The 19,919-nt window shown below is 40.9% G+C and carries 12 protein-coding genes; 5 read left to right on the top strand and 7 right to left on the bottom strand.

Features of this window, described 5'->3' with window-relative positions:
* Window positions 1-94: 94 nt before the first annotated feature.
* Window positions 95-820, top strand: coding sequence for a DUF4858 domain-containing protein (locus tag HMPREF9010_RS13135; RefSeq protein ID WP_008648769.1), 726 nt, complete (start codon window positions 95-97; stop codon window positions 818-820).
* A 169-nt stretch (window positions 821-989) separates the two neighbouring features.
* Window positions 990-1,928 carry an NAD(P)H-dependent flavin oxidoreductase gene (locus HMPREF9010_RS13140; protein WP_004326555.1) on the top strand — a complete coding sequence of 313 codons (939 nt, stop codon included), beginning with the start codon at window positions 990-992 and terminating at the stop codon, window positions 1,926-1,928.
* Window positions 1,929-2,076: 148 nt separating this feature from the next.
* Here HMPREF9010_RS13140 and ald read toward each other — a convergent pair whose 3' ends face one another.
* The 5 genes from ald to HMPREF9010_RS13165 all read right to left on the bottom strand — a co-directional run bounded on the left by ald (window position 2,077) and on the right by HMPREF9010_RS13165 (window position 11,796).
* A complete protein-coding gene (gene ald, locus HMPREF9010_RS13145) occupies window positions 2,077-3,183 on the bottom strand; it encodes an alanine dehydrogenase (protein WP_008648768.1) in 1,107 nt (368 codons plus the stop codon).
* Window positions 3,184-3,312: 129 nt separating this feature from the next.
* Complete coding sequence (locus HMPREF9010_RS13150; protein ID WP_004311339.1) at window positions 3,313-3,996, bottom strand: WG repeat-containing protein; 684 nt, start codon at window positions 3,994-3,996, stop codon at window positions 3,313-3,315.
* Between the two features lie 440 nt (window positions 3,997-4,436).
* Window positions 4,437-5,774 carry a RagB/SusD family nutrient uptake outer membrane protein gene (locus tag HMPREF9010_RS13155; protein WP_004304248.1) on the bottom strand — a complete coding sequence of 446 codons (1,338 nt, stop codon included), beginning with the start codon at window positions 5,772-5,774 and terminating at the stop codon, window positions 4,437-4,439.
* Window positions 5,775-5,784: 10 nt separating this feature from the next.
* Window positions 5,785-9,132: a SusC/RagA family TonB-linked outer membrane protein gene (locus tag HMPREF9010_RS13160; protein ID WP_008648767.1), complete on the bottom strand. Its 3,348-nt coding sequence runs from the start codon at window positions 9,130-9,132 to the stop codon at window positions 5,785-5,787.
* A gap of 30 nt (window positions 9,133-9,162) precedes the next feature.
* The gene (locus tag HMPREF9010_RS13165) at window positions 9,163-11,796 is read right to left on the bottom strand and encodes a zinc-dependent metalloprotease (RefSeq protein WP_008648765.1); all 2,634 of its coding nucleotides are present in this window, start codon (window positions 11,794-11,796) and stop codon (window positions 9,163-9,165) included.
* Window positions 11,797-11,994: 198 nt separating this feature from the next.
* Between HMPREF9010_RS13165 and HMPREF9010_RS13170 the strand changes: the two genes are divergently transcribed.
* From HMPREF9010_RS13170 to HMPREF9010_RS13180, 3 genes are all read left to right on the top strand, one after another.
* Window positions 11,995-13,647, top strand: coding sequence for a M23 family metallopeptidase (locus HMPREF9010_RS13170; protein WP_032849014.1), 1,653 nt, complete (start codon window positions 11,995-11,997; stop codon window positions 13,645-13,647).
* A 28-nt stretch (window positions 13,648-13,675) separates the two neighbouring features.
* On the top strand, window positions 13,676-15,313 hold the full coding sequence (locus HMPREF9010_RS13175) for a C69 family dipeptidase (protein WP_032852650.1): 1,638 nt from the start codon (window positions 13,676-13,678) through the stop codon (window positions 15,311-15,313).
* 178 nt (window positions 15,314-15,491) lie between these two features.
* Window positions 15,492-17,237 (top strand): phospho-sugar mutase, encoded by a 1,746-nt coding sequence (locus tag HMPREF9010_RS13180; RefSeq protein WP_004300737.1) that lies wholly within the window; start codon window positions 15,492-15,494, stop codon window positions 17,235-17,237.
* A 389-nt stretch (window positions 17,238-17,626) separates the two neighbouring features.
* Here the strand turns inward: HMPREF9010_RS13180 and HMPREF9010_RS13185 are convergent, their stop codons facing one another.
* Window positions 17,627-18,802, bottom strand: coding sequence for a DUF418 domain-containing protein (locus HMPREF9010_RS13185; protein ID WP_008648760.1), 1,176 nt, complete (start codon window positions 18,800-18,802; stop codon window positions 17,627-17,629).
* 106 nt (window positions 18,803-18,908) lie between these two features.
* A complete protein-coding gene (nudC, locus tag HMPREF9010_RS13190) occupies window positions 18,909-19,703 on the bottom strand; it encodes an NAD(+) diphosphatase (protein ID WP_255342290.1) in 795 nt (264 codons plus the stop codon).
* Window positions 19,704-19,919 lie beyond the last annotated feature (216 nt).

Genomic DNA, 19,919 nt, shown 5'->3' with positions numbered 1-19,919 from the left:
TGACAGGGGGATTATTACGCTCAAAAGATAGCCTCTTATACGTGCAAATGTATATGAAGTGCTCCGAAATATAGGTAATGAAAGAGTAAAAAGAATGGATGGATTAAAACGGGTTATAACAACGATGGCACTGTGCCTGACCGCTGTATTTGCATATTCGCAAGTATGGACGGCGCAAGATTCTTTGCATTTGAAGAAATTGCTGGAGAGTGACCAGGAGTTGCATTTAAATATGGATGCTGTGAAGTCGATTGATTTCGGAAGCGCAGTGGGTACTCCCCGGATGTCGGAGGAGAAAAGCTGGATGATGCCTGACGAATCGCTTCCTGAAGCGTTGCCTAAACCGAAAGTGATGTTGACTCTGATGCCATATAAAGCGAATACCCGCTATAACTGGGATCCCATCTATCAGAAGAAGATAAAGATCGATAAAAATACCTGGCGGGGTGATCCTTTCTACGAGATACGCCATCAAAGATCTTATTCAAACTGGGCACGCAATCCGATGGCAAAGGGAATGCGTAAGTCGTTGGATGAGATACAGGCGAGTGGGGTACGTTTCCGTCAGTTGGGTGAACGTGCTAACGGAATGATGGTGAACACGGTAGTGATGGATGCACCTATTCCCTTGTTTGGTGGGAGTGGAGTGTATATCAATGGTGGAACTATCGGCGGACTTGACCTGATGGCTGTCTTTACAAAAGATTTCTGGAATAAGACGGGACGGGATAACCGTGCCCGCACATTGGAAGTGTTGAGAACTTATGGAGATTCTACCACTGTGTTGATAAATAAACCAATTGAACAGATTGCCCGTTGAAGGCGTTATAATGATGTGTTGATGTAGCAATGCGCTAATGTGCTGACTAGAGAATGTTTGTAATTGAATAATTAGTATATTTGTGTGTTGTTATGTTGGCGCATTGTTATATAGCTTTGTCGCTATTATTGGTATCTTAGTATATTAACACATAGATAAATTATTGGTTATGAATAGAATTACTTCTCTTCTGGGTATTCGGTATCCTATTATTCAAGGTGGTATGGTGTGGTGCAGCGGTTGGCGTCTTGCTTCTGCTGTGAGCAATGCCGGTGGACTGGGATTGATCGGTGCCGGTTCCATGCATCCGGACACTTTACGCGAGCATATCCGTAAATGTAATGCGGCCACGAAATTGCCTTTTGGTGTAAACATTCCTTTGATGTATCCCCAGATAGAAGAGATTATGAATATTGTGGTGGAAGAGGGAGTGAAGATTGTTTTTACCTCTGCCGGAAATCCGAAAACGTGGACTGGGTGGTTGAAAGAGCGTGGAATAACGGTTGTTCATGTTGTTTCTTCTTCCCGTTTTGCTGTAAAATGTGAGGAGGCTGGGGTAGATGCGGTAGTGGCAGAAGGGTTCGAAGCCGGAGGGCATAATGGACGCGAAGAAACAACGACTTTCTGTTTGATTCCCGCTGTACGTGAGGCTACAACATTACCTTTGATAGCCGCAGGAGGTGTCGGTACAGGAGAAGGAATACTGGCTGCTATGGTGTTGGGAGCCGAAGGTGTACAGATAGGAACCCGTTTTGCTCTTACTGAAGAGAGTTCAGCGAGTCCGGTATTTAAAGATTATTGCTTGAGTCTCGGTGAAGGGGATACTAAGTTGTTGTTGAAAAAGCTGGCTCCGACACGTTTGGTAAAGAATGCTTTCCGCGAAGCGGTGGAGAAGGCTGAAGATAGTGGTGCTAGTGCAGAAGATTTGAGAACTTTATTAGGACGGGGGCGTGCTAAAAAAGGAATCTTCGAAGGTGATCTGGAAGAAGGGGAATTGGAGATCGGACAAGTTTCGGCAATCATATCCCGTCGGCAGTCTGTGGCAGAAGTAATGGACGAATTGGTAGCGGCTTATCAACGGGCAGCAAAGAAAGATTATTTATTTTAAAGATATAGCTCACCACAGAGTAATACAAAGTCTTGCAGAGTTTTTTTAAAAGATCATCAATCGAAGGCGTAAGACATTGAGATGGCCTTATTTTGAAAAAGAAAAAACTCTGTAAGACTTTGTGTTACTGTATGGTGAAAATGCATAGTTATAGGCTGATAGGATCGTACTTTAAACCAAATACGTCGGCTACGGCCTTATAAACGATTTTTCCTTCTACGATATTTAATCCGAGTGCTAATGCTGGATTCTCTTTGCAGGCTTTTTTCCATCCCTTATTTGCTAAAGCGATCACATAGGGGAGGGTAGCATTGGTCAGTGCAAGGGTGGAAGTGTAAGGTACAGCTCCCGGAATATTAGCTACTGCATAATGCACGATTCCATCTACAATATAGGTCGGTGCACTGTGAGTGGTCGGGTGAGAGGTTTCGAAACATCCTCCCTGATCGATTGCTACATCTACTAATACTGTGCCGGGCTGCATTATTGAAAGCATTTCTTTGGTAATCAAATGTGGTGCTTTATCACCGGGAATCAGTACAGAGCCGACAACTAAATCAACATCCGGCAATTCTTTTCTGATTCTTAGTTCGGATGCGTACAATGTCTTTACATTCTTCGACAGTGTCTCGCTCAAATAGCGCAGACGTGCCAGATTTATATCTGTAATAGTGACATCTGCCCCCATTCCAGCAGCCATTTGTGCAGCATTGCTACCTACAACTCCACCTCCTAAAATTAATACTTTAGCTGGTTTAACACCTGGTACACCTCCCAAAAGGATACCTTTTCCGCCTTGCGGTTTTTCCAGAAAACGGGCGCCTTCTTGGATAGACATACGTCCGGCAACTTCACTCATGGGAATTAATAAAGGTAATGAGTGGTCTGCTTCTTCTACAGTTTCATAAGCCAGGCATATTGATTTGTTAGAGAGCATAGCAAGGGTTAATTCCTTGTCGGAAGCAAAATGGAAATAAGTGAATAGTAACTGTCCTTTTCTTATTAAGTTATATTCAGTGACTATCGGTTCTTTCACTTTTACTATCATCTCAGCAGTGGCGTAAATATCTTCTATTGTTGGCAGGACATGTGCGCCGACAGCTTGATATGCTTCATCCGGAAAACCGCTATTTACTCCCGCTGTATGTTGGATAAACACCCGGTGCCCTTGTTTTACCACTTCGGCCACTCCTGAAGGTGTCATGCCTACACGGTTCTCATTGTTTTTGATTTCCTTTGGTACTCCGATAATCATAATGTTACGTATTAAAGATTTAACATGTTCGAAAGTACGAAAAATCCCCTTACGTTGTTATTCGTAAGGGGATGTTTTAGAACAGAATGCCTTGCGTGTTGAGATGAATAAATGCGTAGAGTGGTTGTTTTATAGACATTCACTGCCCTGTTTGTTGATTTTCATGCTTTTTCCATAGAGACCCACTCGAGCTATGTTGTTATAAAAGGGTTCTGCAATATCGTACTTAAAAGGAAGTACTTCTTCATTGTCTTTGTTTATATACCCCCACTTGGACGACTGACTTTCAATACAAACAGCAGCCAATCCTTCAGAGAAAGAGCGTCCATTATCATATTCCAGGGGAATGACAACTTCTCCTTTCTTGTTAATGAATCCTATCTTATTGTGTAGCGAGACGAGAGCTAATCCTTCCGCGAATTGTTCTATTTGACTGTAAGTCGGTGGAAGAATGTAGTTTCCTTGTCTGTCAATCAATCCCCATAATCCATCGTGGCATACCCGTGCACATTCTTGTTCAAACGAGTGAGCGGCTGTGTATTTAAACGGAATCTGTATTTGTCCGGTATGGTCGATGAATCCGTATTGAGAATTGAGTACTACCATCCCTAATCCTTCTTTAAAAGAGAAAGCCCGTTCGTACATTAGAGGAATGACAACGTCATATCCTTTATTGATGTATCCCCATTGGATTTTTCCTTTTACCGGAGCCAATCCTTCGGAGAAACGGCCAATTGCCGAGAAGCGCTTTTTCTTATTAGCTACCCCATAAGCTAAAAAAGAAGCGAAGAACTTTGTAATAGTGCTGCTCATTACCTTTATTGTTTGTGTGGTAAGCGTCCGGATACCATATATATACAAGAGAAGCGTGGACGTCGTTAGTTCATTCTATTCAAGGCTCTGGTAAACCTATTGGGAAATGAACAACAGAGTCCACGCCCTTGCATATAACAAAGACGTGAACGCTTAGTTGCCATTATCTCCCCAATTAAAGAATTTACCAGATTCTGAATAGAGATAATATTCTAAACGCTTCTACGTTATTAATCGTAATAAGTCGCTACAAAGATACGGATTTCTTGTTAAAGAACAATGCTTTTAGGGGATAAAGATTTAATGGTGAATGAGGTAGGTGTACAAAATGAGAAATGGCTAATAGATAGATTAAAAAAAGCTCCTTTTACGCTTTAGGTAAAGGGAGCTTTTTAGACTATGATGTCAGGTGGTTTGTTTCTATGAAAAATGCTTGGTTATTAGTTTAAAAGTCCGGGATTAGCATCAATTGCATCTTGTGGAATACGCAATGTGTAACGGGAATCATCTTGTACAAGTGTGTAGGTTACATCTTCAATTTCTTTTTTGATTTCCGGTCGGGTAGTTCGGCGTAAATCAAACCAGCGATGGCCTTCAAAAGCAAGCTCGCGAGCACGTTCTTTCAGAATTTCTGTGACTAGCTTTTCTTGGCTCATCGCGTTTATTTCATTCTTTTTCTGCTCATAACCTTCTGATGTATAACGATTCTCTATTAGTTTCAAGAGCCGGGTACGTGCTTCAGGTAATTTGTTTAAATGTGCAGCAGCTTCTGCTGAATTTAAATAAAGCTCTCCGGTGCGGAAAGTACATTTGAATTTAGATTCACCACTTTTGATGGAAGTATAATTTCCATTTTTATTTGCTTGATAATACTTGTTTGGACGTAGATCTTTTCCTTCCTCATATTCTTGTAAAAATGAAGGGTAAAGTAAGAGTGATCCGGCATAATCGCTATTTGGAAAAACTTCATAGGCAGTGATCATTTCTACAGATGTAAATTCATTAGGAAGTTTGCCTCCTTCATCATTTAGGTTTACCAATGTCGATTTTCCGGCTAATACACGTTCCGAAGCTTCATAAGATTTGCTCCATTCACCCATGTATAAATATACCCGTGATTCCATAGCATCTACTGATAATGTTGAAAAACGGTATGAATATTGAATTTCCCATTCTTTTTTATTAATCAGTTTCCGTGCTGTTTCTATATCAGATAAAATAGAGGTATATATTTCCTTTACAGTATTTCTTGATGGTATTTCTTCTAAATCAGTATTGAGTTTTAGAGGAACTGCTTTGGTTTCTAATGCTCCGGTAGCTGTATAAGGTTGTCCATAAAGATTGACCAATATGAAATGCATATATGCTCTCATGAGGTAAGCTTCTCCAACTAATTGATTAATATCTTCTTGGCTTCCTTCTGATATTTCATCTTTTTTATCTATGATTGCGTTGGCATAATAGATATTGGTATAATAGGCCGCCCATCCAAATTGTCTCGTACTTGCATTCGGATTAACATCATTCCATTTTTCAACATCTCCTAAAGAATTTTTGGAAGTGGCATCAGACTGTAATATGGTTGCGATATCTGTTCTGATTTCGCATATTCCTCTGTCATTGAGTGCTGTATTGTAAGCTGTTGTGAATAAAGCTCTGTATTCAGCTAGCGTATTGGGAATTACTTGGCCTACTGGTTGTATGTCCAAATAACTATCACAGGAAGATAATAACAGGCTTCCTATTAATGTGAATATATAATATATTTTCTTTGTCATAATATATTTTTTAAAAGTTAAGACTTAGATTGAAGGTAATGGATTTGGGAACTGGGGTAGAGTATAGGTTGCCCATTGATTCCGGATCCATATAATTATCATAATTAGAGCTGATAACGAATAGGTTACGAGCCTCTAATCCTACAGTTGCTCCGCCGATACTTAGTTTATGAAGCCATTCGGATGGAACCCGGTAAGCAAGACGTATATTTTGTAGACGTACAAAGCTTAGCTTTTTTACCCAGATATCCAGTGATCTGTAAATGTCATTTCGAGTACTGAACAAGTAGTAGTCGGCCGGATTGTAATTGTACGTTGCTAATGCAGGGAACTTTCCTGTTGTATTTTCCGGTGTCCATCTATCCAGTATGTCTCTATTCATATTGCGCCCTGGGTCTAAGTCAGATACATTATAACTTGGAGTTGTTTTTACGTGTGCTCCAAAATTATATGAAAAATTCAGATTCAGTTCCCAATTTCGGTAATTGAACGTATTTAGAAAACCGCCCGTGTAGGGAGCATCTGACGTTCCAACATAGCTGTAAAAGTCTCTTTGTTCTTCAGTACTTGGTCCTATTTGGTAAGTGCCAAGACCATCTTCATTCGATGTCATTCTGAATAACTCTTCTACAGTGACAGCTTTTCCCTCTTTATTCTCAAGATAGATTTGTCCTGTATCAGGATTTATACCTTTTGTTTTTAGTGCAAAGATTGCACCTACAGGATATCCTTCCAGACTAGGAGTCACTTGGCTTTTATCTGTAAGTACTTTTAGTACTTTATTTTGATTATATGCGAAGTTGAAAGTAGTGTACCAAGAGAAGTTTTTAGTGGTGATATTACGTGTCTGCAGGTTTATTTCTACACCTTTATTTTCCATACTAGCCCAGTTTATAGACATATTAGTGAATCCATTTTCTAAAGCTAATGCTTTAGAACCAATTAAGTCTGTTCCTTTTCTATAGTAGTAATCTACACTAAGATTGATGGCTTGATTGAGTACGGAAAAATCTATTCCTAGATTGTAAGATGCTGTTTTTTCCCAGCGTAATTTACTGTTGGGAGCACTATTGATAATAATATTTTCTTCACTGTAACCTGGTAAAATATTCACATTATCATATTTTCCGACTAGGAATGGAGAGGTTCCCTTATCAATATTTCCTTGTAAGCCATAAGAAAGGCGAAGAGCTAAATTATCAATCCATTTGTATTGTCTAATGAACGATTCATTAGATAAACGCCACAAACCGCTTACCGAATAGATTGGTAAGAAACGGTATTTCTTATCTACTCCGAATAAATCAGAACCATCCATGCGCACACTTCCTCCCAATGTATAACGATTCATTAAAGTATATGAACCATTGGCAAAGAAAGAAGCAAAAGCGTTTTCCTTGTACGATTTAGTTTTTAGATTCCAATCATTGGCTTGTGCTTCATCTTTAAATATGAGATTCTGGAATGTTAGTTTCTTGGGATCATATCCGTATCCGGTTGAGGCTTGGTTGTCTACCCAGTTTTTGCGAATTTCCGAACCAGCCATTATTTGTATGTCATGTATATCCCCAAATGTGTTTTTGTATTCTCCTTGGATTTTCCATGTGAGTTGTGAGGTTGTACTATTAGTTGTTTTAAGCATGCCTCCTTCTGGTATAAGATAGGTTTGTACACCATTTTTCCAATATTTATTGGTTTCACGTATATTCCTAATATTATATGAATTTATCCCGGCATATTCTTCTTGCGACAATTGATCCCATTGCACACCAATCTGTGAATAAACTTTCCACTGATCGTTAAAACGTAGCTGAACATCAAAGATAGAATTGATGGCTGTGGTGACAGATTCTTTATTGGTGTTTGCTCGTTCTTCGAATATATTAAAGCCTTGCTTTTCATCTGTTTCATTACTTCTGACTACGTCGTAATCGTAAAGGTAGTTTCCTTGTTCGTCAAACGGAGCAAAGTAAGGGTTGGCGATACGTGAATAATATATAGGGTTAATAAGTCCGTAAGTATCAGTCATAAATGTGTTATTCTTGCGTCTGTTGGCAAAAATAGACATTCCAATTTTTAATATTTTGTTGATTTGGTAAGACGTTTTACTGGTCAGATTAAAACGGCTCATGCTTACACCTGGTACATTTCCGTTTTCTTTGACATAACCAAGTGAGTTGTAATAAGTAACCTTTTCACTACCACCGGAAATGCTAAAGTTATATTCTTGCGTGAAAGCATCTCTGAATAATATATCATTCCAGTCTGTATTGATTGTTTTCAGTTTGTTTATAGCATTTTGGGCTTCAGGTGTCAGTCCGTTCCACCCCTGTTCTTTATAGATGTCTATTAAGTTATATTGTTTCATGATAGCAGCAACTTTTCCTTTTTCAGGAAATACCGGTATCGGATCTGTTAATCCCCATAATATGTCAAACCGTGCTTCTTTTAATAATTGAAGTTCCAAATCGACTTTCTCTTCCGAGTTTAGTAAGTTGAGCCGTGAAGTATTGAGATTTGGAGTATAAGTCAATTTAGTATTGAAGTTAATAACAGGTTTTCCGGTTTTTCCTCTTTTGGTTGTTACCACAATTACACCATTTGCAGCACGTGCGCCATAAATGGCAGTAGCAGCTGCATCTTTTAATATCGTAATGCTTTCAATGTCGTTTGGGCTCAAACCTGCGATAGAAGATTGTGACATATTTACGATGTCATTATCGTTGTCTTTGTTGATTTCTGGAATATCTGTCCCCTCTAAAGGTATTCCATCCAATACCCACAACGGGTCTTGTGTTCCATTCAGTGAAGCAGTACCACGAATACGAATACGTGCTGGAGCTCCCGGTGCACCGGAAGTTGTCGTTACAGCCACACCGGCGATTTGTCCCGCTAATGCCTGGTCGATACTTTTTGCAGCACCTACCATTCCATCTGTAACATCTACTTTGGCAATGGCAGCAGTCAGTTTACGACGTTCCAGTTCTTGATAACCGGTTACTACGACGTCTCCCAATGTGTGTGCAGAAGCTTGAAGTACAATACGATAAGTATCTTTTCCTGCTTGCAAAACGATGTCTTGTTCTTCAAATCCTATATAACTACAATGTAACCTAGTCACCTTTTCCGGAATGGAAATGGAGAATTTACCATCCATATCAGTGATAGTACCTAGAGAAGTCTGTGATGCTCCGGCCTTTTTTAAGTCATCTGCGTTAACATATACGGAAGCACCGATCAGAGGTTCATTATCTTCACCGGATATAACGACTCCGGTGATTGTACGATTAGCAGCGCTGGCAAAGGCCAGCGCATTTGCAAAGAGGCATATAAGAATGCACAAGTATTTTTTTCTCATTAATGTAGATAGTTAAAGTAATAAGTGGTTTTATTTGATTCCTAAAGCCGTATTAATACGCAGAATCATGTCCTCATAATGATAGCGTGCAGCAGTATCGGAAGTTCCGAGACGGTTCTGCAACAACTTCTTGATACGTAGTAATTCACCGCGTTTCACAGAGATAGCATCTGAAATACGGTTGAGCTGGCTGCCATAGAAATTGAGCACACGTGGAGCACCCATCCGGTCTTCCTGACGAAGTGCACGTTGTTCGGCAGCGTAACAGCTACAGAAAGGAGTAGCGTGGTCAAGCAAGAAATGCTCGTTGGCAATCTTCTTGTTGATTTTAACGGCTTCCGGTTCTGCAGCGGCTGTAAGTAATGCATCAAGGAAGTTTTTCTGCAAAGAACGTTCCATAACGTTAGGGATGCCACCGCGTTCGGTAACACCGAAAATATTCTTATGAAGTCCGTCCATAAGTTCCACTACTGTAAAGGCTTTCTTTCCGTTGACAGATTCATTCTCTATCATACGCATCAAACGAGTATTGCCAAGTAAATCCCAAAGGATATAGGCTTGGGCGTTCTTTAAGATTTGTGTAGGAGCATTTTCCTGTTTTCCGATGGGAGTATTGCGAAGTAGATAAGTATATTGCCCCACTTCCGTGTCAAACAGCCATTTAGGGTATGTCAAAACTTCATCCATCAGAAATTTTAGTGAAGCTTGTTGTTTCTCTTTCTCAACGAATGTATAAGTCTTGACGCCATCTCCAACAATTGTATTTTCAATGTAGATACCGCCAATATTGGCAAGGACATGATATAAATAGTTGTTCCATTGGTTGATTACTGCATAGTAGAGGCGTGATGCTTCTTCATAAGTTTGTCCTTTCTCGCCGGTAGTAGTCCATTGAAGAATTTGCGGAACAATACGTTTCAGATTCTCAATGCCAAGTAAAGAAGAACGAACCGGATCATCACCTAAATCTTCGTTCTGTGCACGTGGATCTACCGCATCACGTACATCCTGTGCTTCACTATATTTATAAAGACGATCAGTATGTTTGCTCAAAAAATCGAATAAAACATCCTTTTCTTCTTCCGGAGTCTTCTTTCCGTACCAACGATAACCATATTCGATAGCAAACATGTCATAAGGACCGATATGCGGAGAAAGAACTTTCACGCCATCTTCTGGTTGTGCGATATAATTGAATCGTGCATAATCCATGATAGATGAAGCGGTAGAATTCATTCTGGAAGTGAATGCTTCGGAACGTAATGAATCCGTCGGGAAAGCCCATGATCCCATCATATTGTGACGGAGTCCCAATGAGTGGCCTACCTCATGACAGGCGACGAATCGAATGGCATCTCCCATCAAAGCATCAGGCAATTGTACATTGCGTGCTTCCGGACACACAGTTCCGGTCTGGACAGTAATCCATTCACGTACCATAGAAAGCACATTGTGCCACCACATAATATCAGCTTCCAGGATTTCTCCGGAACGGGGATCTAACAGAGAAGGTCCCATTGCATTTTTCTTTTCCGAAGCAGCATAAGTCAGTACGGAGTAATTGACATCATCCATGTCTACATGCATACTGTCCGTGATTTCTTTGGCGATAATCGCATTCTTGAAACCAGCCTTTTCAAAGGCAATCTGCCAGTCCTCGATACCTTTCTTAATGTACGAACGCCATTGGTAAGGAGTTGAATTGTCAATGTAGAAGATAATAGGTTTGGCAGGTTCTACCATCTGACCTTTCAGATAAGCCTCCCGATCTTCCGGTTTGGGTTCCATACGCCAGCGGGTGATATACTGTGTCTTATCCGTACGCTGCTGCGCATCACTAAAACTTAATAACGGATTCGTGAAATAACCGACCTTCTGATTGTCGAATCGTCCCATCATCGGCTTCTCGGGTAATAAGAGAATAGAAGAACTAACTTCCACCGTTACATAAACAGTAGTAGTACCTTCCGTTACCCGGGTAGTCAACTCGGAAGTTGCCACGACATTGTTTGAAAAGGATTTGATGGATAGAATACGTGATAAATTCTTGATAGCCGAAGTACCCAGATTAATATTGGTAAATACGTTATTGATACTGGTTTCCGTACCATCATAAATATCATTCACCTTGATTACTAATGCCGTAGAATCTGCATTGACTGCTTCGATCTTGAATGCGGCAATCAGCGGAGAGATAAAATTATCCTTTACCGAACGGAAGATAGCGTCCGTTTGGGGGGCCAGAGGTAATGGACGTTGTTGGCGTAACATTAGTTTGCCCGTCGCTTTGTCCCATTCCATGCAAACCATCTGGTTTTCATAGTTTACTCCGCGGTTTACACCCGCATCATTAAGTTCGGTAGGAACTCGTTGCAGCTTATTGACAACTAATAAGTCACGTCCCAAAAGTGAGGTGGGAATTTCAAAATAATAATCATTCTTCTTTTGATGTACAGCAAACATCCCTTTGGTCGTTTTACTGTCTTCCACTAATTTCTCGTAGTCGCTTTTACTCTTCTCTTCTTTCTCTTCTGGTTTTTTCTTTTTCTTTTTAAACCAACTCAGATTTTCTGTAGCGGGGGTAGTTGCAAATGCCGAGAGCGCTTCTCCACTCAGCAATATACATGCAATGACCGCTGCCATTACTTTTACATACATTCTCATTGAGTTTCTAACTTTTAATTATAATTAAAAAACGGCTACAAAAGTACTAATATAAATAACATAATGACTACTAATTTGCAATGAATATAACATTAAAAAGAAATATTAACTAGTATCTACGGTCATCATTCTCCTCGGATATTTCATAGTTTAGTGGGAATAGTGTACATTTGCGGGAGTAAAAAAGTGAACGGAATGATGAGACGATATATCACTGCTTTGATGCTGGCTTGCTGCATCGGAGGGTATGGACAAGAGAAGAAGCAAGTAACCTTTGTACCTCCTTTTGACTTTCCTCTTACATTGAGTGGGAACTTTGGAGAAATCCGCTCCAATCACTTCCACGGCGGACTGGATTTTAAGACAGGCGGAGTTATCGGTAAACCCGTTCGTGCTCTCGCTGATGGCTATATTTCGCGTATTCGCGTCACGAATGGTTCGGGATATGTACTTGATGTCTGTTATCACAATGGCTATTCAACGATCAACCGCCATTTGAGTGGTTTTGTTTCTCCCATTGCCGAAAGGGTGGAGAAACTTCAATATGAAGAAGAAAGCTGGGAAGTAGAGATTGTTCCCGAACCGGGAGAATATCCGGTAAAAGGAGGCCAGCAGATCGCATGGAGCGGAAACACCGGATATTCGTTCGGTCCGCATCTTCACCTGGATGTATTTGAAACGGAATCGGGAGATTATATTGACCCTATGCCTTTCTTTCAATCGAAAATAAAAGATACGCGTGCTCCGAAAGCGGATGGCATTCTATTTTTTCCACAACTGGGTAAAGGAGTAGTGGATGGAAAGCAAGAGAATAAAATCATCCTTCCTAATAGTGAGCGTCCGGTGGAAGCATGGGGAGTGATAGGTGTGGGGATCAAAGCATACGATTACATGGATGGAGTGAATAACCATTATGGAGTTTATTCAGTTGTGCTTACGGTAGATGGCAATGAAATATTTCGTAGCACCGTAGATCGTTTCTCGCAGGAAGAGAACCGGATGATTAATTCCTGGACTTACGGGCAATATATGAAATCTTTCATTGATCCGGGCAACACTTTGCGTCTGCTAAAAGCATCGAATGATAACCGTGGCTTGGTGACGATTGATGAGGAACGGGACTATCAGTTCTTATATACATTAAAAGATGCTTTCGGAAACACTTCCAAATATAGTTTCACCGTACGGGGTCGGAAACAGCCGATTGAACCGTTGAATCATCGGGAGAAATATTATTTTACCTGGAATAAGACTAATTATTTGCAAGAACCGGGATTGAACTTGGTTGTTCCGAAAGGAATGTTGTATGATGATGTTCCCCTCAATTATCAGGTGAAGGCGGATAGTGGTGCCGTTGCTTTTACTTATCAACTGAATGATAAGGCGGTTCCGCTGCATGCAGCTTGTGAACTGTGTATCGGGTTGCGTAGAAAACCAATTGCCGATACGACGAAATATTATGTGGCCCGCATAACTCCAAAAGGAGGAAAGTACAGCGTAGGCGGAAAGTATGAAGACGGATACATGAAAGCATCTATCCGGGAGTTGGGAACTTACACTGTTGCCATCGATACCATCCCGCCGGAGATTATCCCTGTCAACAAGAATCAGTGGGGAAGAAACGGAAAAATTGTCTATCGTTTGAAAGATCAGGGCGCGGGAATTGCTTCCTATCGTGGAACGATTGACGGAAAGTATGCGCTTTTCGGACGTCCCAATATTGTGAAATCATACTGGGAATGTACGTTGGACCCCAAACGCGTAAAGAAAGGAGGCAAGCATACTGTTGAATTTACAGTGACCGACTATTGTGGGAATGAAACAGTGGCCCGTGAAAGCTTTATTTGGTAAATTATTAAAAGTGAATCATATATTTATTATGAAGAGAAGAATTATTCTTTGTGCCGCCGTATTGATGGCGGCTGTGGCGAACACCTTCGCCTGCACCAACCTGATTGTCGGAAAAAATGCGTCTGCCGATGGCTCGACGATTGTTTCCTATTCTGCCGACTCGTACGGCTTATTCGGAGAACTTTATCATTATCCGGCTGCTACCTATCCAAAAGGTACGATGCTGAAAGTTTATGAATGGGATACCGGCAAGTATCTGGGAGAAATAGAGCAGGCACGCCAGACTTACAATGTAGTCGGTAATATGAATGAATATCAGGTTACCATTGGTGAGACAACTTTCGGCGGACGTCCGGAATTGGCCGATTCTACAGGGATTATCGATTACGGAAGTCTGATTTATATCGGTTTGCAACGTTCGCGCACTGCCCGTGAAGCAATTAAGATCATGACCGACTTAGTGCAGCAATACGGCTATTATAGCGAAGGAGAATCCTTTACTATTGCCGATCCGAACGAAATATGGATTATGGAAATGATTGGTAAAGGTCCCGGCATCCGTGGAGCAGTTTGGGTAGCTGTACGTGTGCCCGATGATTGCATTTCGGCCCATGCCAACCAGTCACGTATCCACCAGTTTGATATGAACGACAAGGAAAACTGCATGTACTCTCCGGATGTCGTTTCTTTTGCCCGTGAGAAGGGATATTTTAATGGAGTAAACAAAGACTTTAGCTTCTCATTAGCCTATGCGCCTCTTGATTTTGGTGCCCGCCGTTTCTGTGAGGCTCGTGTGTGGAGCTATTTTAATAAGTTCACAGATAACGGAAAAGATTATCTTCCTTACATTGAGGGAAAGACCAATACGCCGATGCCTCTTTTTGTGAAACCGAAACATAAGTTATCCGTGCAAGATGTGAAAGATATGATGCGCGACCATTATGAAGGAACGCCCCTTGACATCTCCAATGATTTTGGAGCCGGACCTTATAAGACACCTTACCGTCTTTCTCCTCTGAACTTCAAGGTAGATGGTCAGGAATATTTCAACGAACGTCCGATTTCCACTCAACAAAGCGGGTTTGTATTTGTTGCACAAATGCGGGCTCATAAGCCGGACCCGATAGGCGGTGTACTTTGGTTTGGCGTGGATGATGCGAACATGGCTGTATTTACTCCGGTTTATTGTTGTGCTACTAAAGTGCCGGTATGTTATACCCGTGTAGATGGGGCCGATTATATTACTTTCTCCTGGAATTCTGCTTTCTGGATTTTCAACTGGGTATCTAATATGGTCTATCCGCGTTATGATTTGATGATCGGTGATGTACGGGAAGTGCAGAAAGAAATGGAAACTACTTTCAATAATGCACAGGAAGGCATTGAAGAAATGGCTGCCAAACTGCTGGCAAAAGATAAGAACGCAGCAATTGACTTTCTGACAAACTATACAAATATGACCGCACAGAGCACTTTCGATACTTGGAAACAATTGGGTACATTCTTGATTGTGAAATACAATGATGGAGTGGTGAAACGTGTTAAAGACGGTAAGTTTGAGCGTAATCCTATCGGACAACCTGCCGGAGTGATGCGTCCCGGATATCCGAAAGAATTCTTGCAGGAATATGTCAAGCAGACTGGTGACAGATATTTGGTAAAATGAAGAATTAAGAATGAAAAATGAAGAATTATGCTTTGCAAATATGTCTTATAATGCGATTCTTCATTTTTCATTCTTAATTCTTCATTAAATAACTAGGAATTATAAACTTATTATTTTACATTTGTGTGCTCAAGAAATTGATAATAAATAATTCATTAACCAATAAATAACAATCGAAATGGAAAATCAGGAACTTATTAAACAGGTCACTGAAAAAGCCGAAAAATGGCTAACCCCGGCTTATGATGCTGAAACCCAGGCTGAAGTGAAACGTATGTTGGAAAACGATGATAAAACCGAACTAATTGAAGCTTTCTACAAAGATCTTGAATTTGGTACTGGTGGTCTGCGTGGTATTATGGGGGTAGGTAGCAATCGTATGAATATCTATACGGTAGGTGCTGCCACTCAAGGACTTTCCAACTATTTGAAAAAGAACTTCAAAGACCTGCCGCAGATTTCTGTAGTAGTAGGTCACGATTGCCGCAACAACAGCCGTTTGTTTGCGGAGACTTCTGCTAATATTTTCTCTGCCAATGGTATCAAAGTATATCTGTTTGACGACATGCGTCCGACACCGGAAATGTCTTTCGCCATCCGTCACCTCGGTTGCCAAAGCGGTATCATCCTGACTGCTTCTCACAATCCGAAAGAATACAACGGTTACAAGGCATATTGGGACGATGGTGCACAGGTATTGGCTCCACACGATAAAGGTATCATCGACGAAGTAAATGCAATTGCTTCTGCTGCTGATATCAAATTCCAGGGAAATCCGGATTTGATTCAGATTATCGGTGAAGACATCGATAAGATTTATCTGGATATGGTGAAAACTGTTTCTATTGATCCGGCAGCTATTGCCCGTCACAAAGATATGAAGATTGTCTATACTCCGATTCATGGTACAGGTATGATGTTGATTCCTCGTGCATTGAAAATGTGGGGATTCGAAAACGTATTTACTGTGCCCGAACAGATGATTAAGGACGGTAACTTCCCGACTGTCGTATCTCCGAACCCGGAAAACGCGGAAGCTCTTTCTATGGCTGTAAACCTTGCCAAAGAAATTGATGCTGACCTCGTTATGGCTTCCGACCCGGATGCTGACCGTGTGGGTATTGCTTGCAAGGATGATAAAGGCGAATGGGTACTGATTAACGGTAATCAGACTTGTATGATGTACCTTTATTATATTCTGACACAGTACAAACAACTGGGTAAGATTAAAGGTGGCGAGTTCTGCGTGAAGACAATCGTTACAACTGAACTAATCAAGAAAATCGCAGATAAGAACAATATCGAAATGCTTGACTGCTACACCGGATTTAAATGGATTGCCCGTGAAATCCGTCTGCGTGAAGGCAAACAGAAATATATCGGTGGTGGTGAAGAAAGCTACGGATTCCTTGCCGAAGATTTCGTTCGCGATAAAGATGCCGTATCAGCTTGCTGTTTGATTGCTGAAGTTGCTGCATGGGCAAAAGATAATGGTAAATCCTTGTATCAGTTGTTGCTGGATATCTACGTAGAATACGGATTCTCTAAAGAGTTTACTGTAAACGTAGTGAAACCGGGTAAGAGCGGTGCAGAAGAAATCAAAGCTATGATGGAGAACTTCCGTGCCAATCCTCCGAAAGAATTGGGTGGCTCTAAAGTGATCTTGAGCAAAGATTATAAGACACTGAAACAGACAGATGATAAAGGTAACGTAACTGCAATCGATATGCCGGAACCATCTAACGTACTTCAATATTTCACAGAAGACGGTAGCAAAGTTTCTGTTCGTCCTTCAGGTACAGAACCTAAGATTAAGTTCTATATGGAAGTTCAGGGTGAAATGGGTTGCCGCAATTGTTATGCTTCTGCCGAATCTGCTGCAATGGAAAAGATTGAAGCAGTGAAGAAATCATTGGGTATCTGATTTTGTTTCTTCTAAAATTTCAGATATAGATAACGAAAGATAAATAATAAATAGCGCCTCCATGGTCTTTTCGAAGATTATGGAGGCGCTTCTTTTTCTCTATACATAGCCCTGATTCTGCCTATTTTCGGGCTTTTTCCCCAACTTGGCACAGTTCTTTCATTTCCTTTGCATTCTTTAAGTCCACTTGCTAATCCTTCTTGCGAGAATCTTGTTGTATTGACATCATCTCAATTTCAACCCGCAGGCTGCGGATACACATGTTTTGTTGATGCTTTAGAGTGATACGTTCAGTTTCATATTCGTAAGTTGTTCGTTTGTAGTTATGTGTATTTCGTGGCCTGCTTTCTTAGTCTATTTTTCAGTCAGTGCTATTTCTTTTTTTTCTGTTATTTCTTCGTGCCTATCCAAGTCCATTTATGCCATATTGTTTCCAATGGTCCTTGTTTATGTTTAGACAGCCACCATTTGCAGAACCTAACTTGCGCCAGGAAAAGAATAATACCGATAATCAGGCTAAGAGTATATCCACAGTAAGGAGCAAGATAGAATCCGAATGGGAAATAGATAATGGCTCCCAAAATAGATTGAGAAATATAATTGGTCAAGCTCATTTTTCCGTAGAATCGCAGATTAGATACAGTTTTCTTGAACTGATCCTTCTGATAAAGCACCACGAAGGAGGCAACGAGTACAATCGTAAATGCAAATTTCTGCCACATATCAAAGGCAGTACCTACCGTTTGCTGAATTAAACTGCTGTCACTTTGCATGATCTGTTCTTTCAGAGAATACAGTGGCGCGAAACTGATAGCTGCGATAATAAGTGCTTTCATCCAGAACTTCAAATGAGATTCGGTAGTAACGAACAATTCTTTGCGTCCGATATATAAGCCAAACAGGAAAAGTCCGGCAGTCTGCAAGAAACGTCCGGCACCGATAGCCCAAAACAGGCTTGCTTTCTGTCCTAAAGTAATATTACCTATCAGAAAATCCCAAAAGTTTCCGGCTTTGGTGTATTCCGCTACTTCAGCATACATGGCTCCGACATTCAAATCGGGTAGGGTATAGGCAGGATTGAAAAGGCTCATTATATAATGAAACCATTCAATCGGTTGCAGTGAAAACAAGATGGCGGTGATTAGAATCGCTTTGTCACTCCATTTACGTACGATAAACAGCACAAGACTGACTACAACAAACAGAAGCAGGACATCTCCTGCCGGGAAGAAAGCGGCATTCAAAGTGGCGAATCCTGCCAGCAATATCATTCTCCATAAAAAGCGGTAACCAAAATCTTTTCCTTTCAACTGCTGGTTGTGCGACTGGATATAGAAAGTGAATCCGAAAAGCAGAGCGAATATGGCATAAGACTTTCCGGCAAGCAGTGAAAATGTCGCATTAAATACTCCGGCATCCAAAATGGTGAGCCATTCAGGAGAACTTTCCGGATATACGGGGAAAATGAAATGCTCCAGGTTATGAACCAGAAGGATGGCCATTACAGCAAATCCTCTAAGAGCATCTACTACTTCAATTCGGGGTGTTTTTGTTGATAATTCCATGGGGCTAATTTATGATTGTTTTTAGTAAATGTTCATTTTACCCATCTCTAAGCAGGCTTCGGGAACATACTGACGGATTCCTTTGATGATATTTTCCATGTTTGATTTATTCATTTGGATGCTCTATCCACCAATCAATCATCTTTCGGGCAAGACTAAGTTTTCTGGGAAGTTCGGGTAAATTGTCTCTTGTATAAAAGTCTCCCGAACTCAATTCTTCATCTTGGAGGTTGATCTCCCCTCCGGCATAATCGGCAATAAAGCCGACCATTAGTCCGCTGGGATAAGGCCAGGGCTGATTACCGAAATAAGTGATATTTTTTACATCCAGTCCGGTTTCTTCTTTCACTTCACGTGCTACACATTCTTCTAGCGTTTCTCCGGTTTCCAGAAATCCGGCAACGAGACTGTTGAATGTTCCTTTAAAATTGCGGGCGTGCACTAAAAGTAGTGAATCTTTTTTTCTCACTAATACAAGAATCGCTGTGGAAATGGAAGGATATACCTCCCGGCCACATTTCGGACAACGCTTCATGATAGATTCTTTCTGTTCCATAGGCGTGCCGCAGGCGGAACAAAAGCGGCTGTTTCTATCCCAATGCAGAATCTCATGTGCTTTTCCTGCTGTCTGATAATGAGACAAAGGAAGATATTCATAGGAGGCACGAAGCCCTATCATGATCCATTGCTCCGATTCTTCAATGGGAGAGGAGAGGGAGAAAGCCTTGCAGTTTTTCCTTTCTAGTGTGGTGATATTGTGTACGGTTGTTTTTTCTTTAATAACAATAGGAGAGCTTTCTCCACACGGGACGGTATATATACCATCCTCTTTTTTCTCAAGAAGCAGTTGGTCTTTGTAAAAGATAAACCACCATGATTGTGCTGTCTGATTCATTTTAATTCTAATTCTTGATCTTCGCGCTGCGAAGTTATAAAAAAACTAGATTGATATTTAGACTTATCAGATAAAATACAGTGCAACCGCACCAAAATTTGATTCATAACTGTGCAGAAACGAGTTAAACGGTGCGCTAATGAATGGGTCCAGGGTGAGGGGTGGTGAGGGTAGATTTATAACCTTTTATTATTTTATTTTCTATACTATCTCCTTTTTTAT

The sequence above is a fragment of the Bacteroides sp. 3_1_23 genome, assembly GCF_000162555.1.
GTDB classification, from domain to species: Bacteria; Bacteroidota; Bacteroidia; order Bacteroidales; family Bacteroidaceae; genus Bacteroides; species Bacteroides ovatus.
This window is presented reverse-complemented; position numbering and strand designations above follow the sequence as displayed.